The sequence below is a fragment of the Paenibacillus sp. BK720 genome (assembly GCF_011761545.1).
Lineage (GTDB): Bacteria > Bacillota > Bacilli > Paenibacillales > Paenibacillaceae > Pristimantibacillus.
Genome location: NZ_JAASRQ010000001.1, coordinates 1,563,645 through 1,569,644 on the forward strand (window position 1 = coordinate 1,563,645; position 6,000 = coordinate 1,569,644).

Sequence of the window (6,000 nt, forward strand, 5' to 3'; positions counted from 1 at the left end):
AACACCTTGTCCATCAAAGAGGTGCATCGTAAGGGGGGGATTGCGTTGATTGATTTTCAGCAAGTGGAGAAGCATTTTGGCGATTTTCATGTGCTTAAAGGCATCGATCTTCGTATCGCTCAGGGAGAAGTCGTCGTTGTGATCGGACCTTCCGGATCGGGGAAGAGTACGCTCCTGCGCTGCATCAACCGGTTGGAGTCGATCACGAGTGGCCGTCTGATTGTGAGCGGAGTTGACGTCACCGACAAGAAAGCCGACATTAACAAGCTTCGGCGGGAAATCGGCATGGTGTTCCAGCACTTCAATCTCTATCCTCATAGGAAAGTGATCGACAATATTACGCTCGCTCCAATGAAGGCGCTAGGCGTGCCGAAGCAGCAAGCGATGGAAACGGCCAGAATGTATTTGGAGAAAGTTGGCATCGCCGACAAGGCGGGAGCGTTTCCATCGCAGCTGTCAGGGGGACAACAGCAGCGTGTAGCAATCGCAAGGGCGTTAGCTATGACGCCCAAGATTATGCTCTTTGACGAGCCAACCTCCGCGCTCGACCCGGAAATGGTCGGAGAAGTGCTGGACGTCATGAAGACCTTGGCGCACGAAGGGATGACGATGGTCGTCGTTACGCACGAGATGGGTTTCGCAAGGGAAGTGGCGGACCGCGTCGTCTTTATGGACAAAGGGCAAATCGTCGAAATTTCTCCGCCGGAGGAATTTTTCGAACAGCCCCGTGAAGAAAGGGCGCGTTTGTTTCTCAATCGCGTGCTGCACCATTAACGGCCTGCGCGCGAGCAAACCATATGCCCATGTTATCCCAATTGGAGAGGGGAATTAAGCGATGAAGAGAAAAAGTTGGATGGCGTTTGGCTTCGTACTGATGTTTCTTTTTACAGTCTTATTAACCGGTTGCGGCAATAAAGAAGGAGGGGGCGGCAACGGCGCAGACGGGAATTCGCCGTCGGAAGCATCGTCGGCGCTGGGCGATATCAAGAGCCGAGGGAAGCTCGTTGTTGGCGTCAAGTACGATACGAAGCTATTCGGTCTGAAGGATCCGGCGAGCGGCAACGTCGAGGGGTTCGACGTCGATATCGCGAAAGCGCTCGCCAAGGAAATTCTCGGCGACGAGAACAAAATCGAGCTGAAGGAAGTCACTTCCAAGACACGCATTCCGATGTTGAACAACAAGGAGATCGATTTGATCGTCGCCACGATGACGATTACGGAGGAACGCAAGAAAGAAGTCGATTTCTCCGATGTGTACTTCAAGGCAGGCCAGTCTCTTCTGGTGAAGAAAGGAAGTCCGATCAAGAGCATCGACGACATAAAGAAAGGTACGAAAGTATTGGCCGTGAAGGGATCAACCTCGGTCGACAACATCAAAGCAAAAGTGCCGGACGCGACCATCCTCGAGTTCGATAACTACCAGGACGCGTTCAGCGCGCTCAAAGCGGGTCAGGGCGATACGTTGACGACCGATAATGCGATTCTGTATGGCATGGCCGTTCAGGATCCCAACTATGAGGTAGTCGGAGAGCCGTTCACCGACGAGCCTTACGGCATCGCGATCAAGAAGGGCGCAACCGATCTTCTGAACAGCGTCAATGAAGGATTGAAGAGGCTGCACGACAATGGCGAATACGACAAGATTTACGAGAAATGGATCGGCAAAGCCCCATCCGGGGAATAGAGGTTTGCAAACAACAGGATGGGTGGCCAAGCGCCACCCATCTTCTGCATATCGGGAATAGCGGGAGGGGATAGCATGCCGGACTTATCGATTTTTACTGACAATTTCGATATCTATATGAAAGGGTTTGGCAACACGATTTGGGCGAGCATCATCGCTTTACTCGGCAGCTTCGCTCTTGGAACGATCATTGCCGTATTCCGTATTTCATTCGTCAAGCCGCTCGTATGGATCGGGACGGCTTACGTCGAGTTCGTTAGGAATATACCGCTGCTGCTGGTCGTTTTCGTGTTTTATTACGGTTTGCCATCATTAGGCGTGACGTTAAGCGGATTCATCTGCGGCACGGTCGGACTTATGGTATATACCGCCTCCTTCGTTGCCGAAGCAATTCGGGCGGGCATCATGAGCATTCCGGCCGGACAGACCGAGGCGGCCAGAGCATCGGGATTGACGTACTTGCAGACGATGCGGAATGTCGTGCTACCGCAGGCGATTAAAATCGTCATTCCGCCGCTCAGCAACCAATTCATTAACCTCGTGAAAAACTCATCGATTCTAGGCGTCTTCGCCGGATTCGACCTGATGTATTATGGCGATCAAGTCGCCAGCAAAACGTACGCAACCTTCGACACCTATATCTTCGTCGCGGCTTTGTATCTCGTTTTGACCCTTCCTTTAAGCTTCGCTGCGCTGCGTCTCGAGCGAAAATTGGCCAAGAACGAATAGATTGCGCAAGCAGGAATGCCGCGAAACTTGCGAATAACTTTTAGGAGGAACGGTGGATGGACATTGCTGGCGCTTTCTCTTACCATAATCTCATCTTTATACTGAAAGGCTTCGGCATCACGCTTTGGGTTGCATTCATCGCGATCGTGCTGAGCTTTGTACTTGGCAGCATCGCCGGAACGCTGCGGTATATGAATATTCCCGTTATATCACGCATCATCGGGGTGCTCGTCGAGTTTATCCGTAATTTGCCTCTTTTGTTGATATTGTTTTTCACTTATTTCGCAATGCCGGACGTTGGTCTCAAGCTGGGGGTCATGAGCTCGGCCATCGTCGGATTGACGGTATTCGAAGCCGCGATGATCTCGGAAATCGTGCGCAGCGGACTTAGCTCGATCCCGAAAGGTCAGGTGGAAGCCGCCCGTTCGTCGGGTCTCACTTATACGCAGACGGTCTGGCATATTGTTCTCCCGCAGGGATTGAGGAGAATGGTGCCGCCGATCGTAAGCCAGTTCATCTCTTTGCTCAAGGATACGTCGCTAGCTATCGTCATTTCCCTGCCTGAGCTGATGCACAATTCAAAAATCGTCATCGCGCAAAATTTCAATTATACCCTGCCTATTCTCGCATTGGTGGCCGTTATGTATTTTGTGGTCAATTACGCGCTGTCGCTTGCGGCTAGACGCCTTGAAAATAAATGGGGCTAACAGAGTTCAGATCCCGATGGGAGTCATTCCTATAGCCATTCAAAATTGGTCGAAATCCGAAAGCATGCAAATAACCGTCGTCGCCATCGTCGTAGCGGTTGCCGGCGAATTCAAGATCAACCCGTTCATCGGCGAGGTCTTTCGCATCGGTCTTGGCAGCAGTGCCTTTCTGTTCCTGCTACTTTTGATGAGCCATCTGCCTTATTGGCGGACGGGAATCGCAGCAGGGGCAACGGTGCTGCTGTTCCGGGTAACGTTCGACGGTGCCGCCTCTTCTGGAGCCTTCTTTCTTCTCCACAGCATTAAAACGCACTTCTCCGCCATGCTCTATTACATGGTCTTCGGGGCCGGAATGGTTATCATTCGACGCAGATTGCAACAATTGAATCCGCTTATTTTAGGGGCGTGCGTGTCGTTGATCGACGTTGTTTCCAATGAAGCGGAGCTGCTTATGCGCAGCTTTGTCTTTGGACTGCCGCATTTACAATCCAATCAGTGGATGTTGATTTCGGTTATTGCGGTGGTGCGCAGCTACTTTACGACAGGCATTTACAGCAGTATCGCCGTGCATCAAATGCGAATCATTCACGCTGAACAACAGAAACGGATGGAACAAATGATCAATGTAGGCAGCGGACTCTACGGCGAGGTCTTCTATTTGCGCAAATCAATGGATGTACTCGAAAAGATTACCGCTAAGAGCCATGATCTTTACGGTCGACTGAACAAGGAAGGATTGAACGATTACGGCCGGACCGTGCTCGGAATTACCCAACAGATTCACGAGGTGAAGAAGGATTCGCAGCGTATCCTGGCAGGACTGATGAAGCTGTTCGACCTGGAAAACGCCCAGGAGATGACCTTGTCAGAGGTTGTTGAGCTTGTGGCAAAGTCGAACGGAGAATACAGCCGGATGTTGAAGAAAGAGGTGCGGATCGAGATAGATGTCGGTATCGATTACCTAACCGCCCATTACATCCCGCTTATTACCGTTCTTAACAATTTGGCGGCCAACTCGGTCGAAGCGATTGATCGGCATGGATCGATTGGCATTCGTGTATGTGAACGCGAAGAAGACACTTTGTTTATCGTGAGCGATACGGGGACGGGGATCACCGAACAAGATAAGGATATGGTATTCGAGCCTGGGTTTACGACCAAATTCAATCAGGAAGGAGTCGCGGCAACCGGAATTGGCCTCTCGCATGTTCGCGATATCGTCAGCTCATTCACGGGAAGACTATTCCTGACGGGGCGGGACACTGAGACCACATTCACCGCGGTTATTCCAACCGATCAGTTGAAGAAGGGAGTGTAGGCGCATGTTATCGTTCTGTATTGTCGACGACGATGCGGTAAGCAGGCGGATGCTGCAGACGATTATCGAGAAGGGCGGCGTCGGCGATGTGGTCGGAATGGCGGCGGGCGGCGTTGAAGGGAAACGGCTTGTGCTCAACGAGAATCCCGATGTCGTCCTCATCGACCTATTGATGCCGGACCAGGATGGAATCGAAACGATCGAACGCCTGAAACAGGAAGGGTACGAAGGGAAGTACGTTATGATTTCCCAGATCGAGAATAAAGAAATGATCAGTAAAGCGTACCAAGCGGGAATTGAATTTTATATTCAGAAACCGATTAACCGGGTGGAAGTCAAAGCCGTGCTTGGCAAAGTAAGCGAGCAATGGCGAATGGCCCGTTATCTGAAGGAAATAAAACAATCGATCGCGAAGCTGGATGACCTGAATCCGGATCATTCGGGCATGCGGAAGAAGCACGATGCCAAAGAAATCATTCGGATGATTTTAATGGACATGGGCATTTTCGGGGAGAGCGGAAGCCAAGACATCATCGAGATGATGTCTTGGTTGATCGGACGGCATCAAGACGCGGGTTTACCCCCACTGAAAGTGTTATACGAAATCGGAGCCCGGTCGAGCAGGCCGGAAGGCGGCGATATGGAGAAGGAAGGAAAGGCGGTCGAGCAGCGCATTCGCAGGACCGTCATAGCTGCTTTATCCAACTTAGCGAGTATTGGACTCACGGATTACAGCCACCCGAAGTTCGAGCATTACGCACCGCTTTATTTCGATTTCGAGGACGTGCGAATCAAAATGCGAGAAATCGACGAAAAATGCCCACAGGAGAAACGTAAAGTCAATATCAAGAAATTTCTTCAAGTGTTATACCTTGAAACGCTTGATAAAATGAAAAATCAGTAAACAAGTCTGTGCAATGAGTTAACGTAATATTCCCCGATTAAGCTTCGCTCCGAATACGAAGAACATTAGAAGAAATAGCAAACGTTAAACGAGCAGTAAATTATTACCGGTTGAAATCTAAAATCTATTAATGCTATATTATTACTCCAGCCGCAAGAAACAAAAGGCTTGGAACAATAGTAACATCATTAACTATAGTAGAATTACAAAGATGAAAGAAATGCTTGACGCAAAAAACAATAACGTGATAAGATATGAAACGTTGTTGCGAAAAACAAATTGTTCTTTGAAAACTGAACAACGAGCGAAACTGCCCCGTTAGAAATAACGGAAAAGCGATTTTTTAAATGAATGAGCAAGTCAAACACTTTAATGGAGAGTTTGATCCTGGCTCAGGACGAACGCTGGCGGCGTGCCTAATACATGCAAGTCGAGCGGACTTTACCTTCGGGTAAAGTTAGCGGCGGACGGGTGAGTAACACGTGGGTAACCTGCCCATAAGACTGGGATAACATTCGGAAACGAATGCTAATACCGGATACGCGAAACGGTCGCATGACCGGATCGGGAAAGGCGGAGCAATCTGCCACTTATGGATGGACCCGCGGCGCATTAGCTAGTTGGTGGGGTAACGGCTCACCAAGGCGACGATGCGTAG

Annotated in this window: 6 protein-coding genes and 1 rRNA gene; all 7 read left to right on the plus strand. The window is 50.1% G+C overall.

Annotated elements, in window-relative coordinates; genetic code table 11:
• Positions 1-45: 45 nt before the first annotated feature.
• Entirely contained in the window at positions 46-774 is a 729-nt protein-coding gene (locus FHT67_RS07085; RefSeq protein ID WP_132305139.1) for an amino acid ABC transporter ATP-binding protein, read from the plus strand.
• Between the two features lie 61 nt (positions 775-835).
• Positions 836-1,684 carry a glutamate ABC transporter substrate-binding protein gene (locus FHT67_RS07090; RefSeq protein ID WP_243866915.1) on the plus strand — a complete coding sequence of 283 codons (849 nt, stop codon included), beginning with the start codon at positions 836-838 and terminating at the stop codon, positions 1,682-1,684.
• A gap of 75 nt (positions 1,685-1,759) precedes the next feature.
• Entirely contained in the window at positions 1,760-2,413 is a 654-nt protein-coding gene (locus FHT67_RS07095; RefSeq protein ID WP_132305141.1) for an amino acid ABC transporter permease, read from the plus strand.
• A gap of 56 nt (positions 2,414-2,469) precedes the next feature.
• The gene (locus FHT67_RS07100; RefSeq protein WP_132305143.1) at positions 2,470-3,120 is read left to right on the plus strand and encodes an amino acid ABC transporter permease; all 651 of its coding nucleotides are present in this window, start codon (positions 2,470-2,472) and stop codon (positions 3,118-3,120) included.
• A gap of 16 nt (positions 3,121-3,136) precedes the next feature.
• A complete protein-coding gene (locus FHT67_RS07105) occupies positions 3,137-4,438 on the plus strand; it encodes a sensor histidine kinase (RefSeq protein WP_132305145.1) in 1,302 nt (433 codons plus the stop codon).
• A gap of 4 nt (positions 4,439-4,442) precedes the next feature.
• Entirely contained in the window at positions 4,443-5,342 is a 900-nt protein-coding gene (locus FHT67_RS07110) for a response regulator (RefSeq protein ID WP_167196762.1), read from the plus strand.
• A 369-nt stretch (positions 5,343-5,711) separates the two neighbouring features.
• A 16S ribosomal RNA gene (locus tag FHT67_RS07115) occupies positions 5,712-6,000 on the plus strand; the annotation flags it as partial.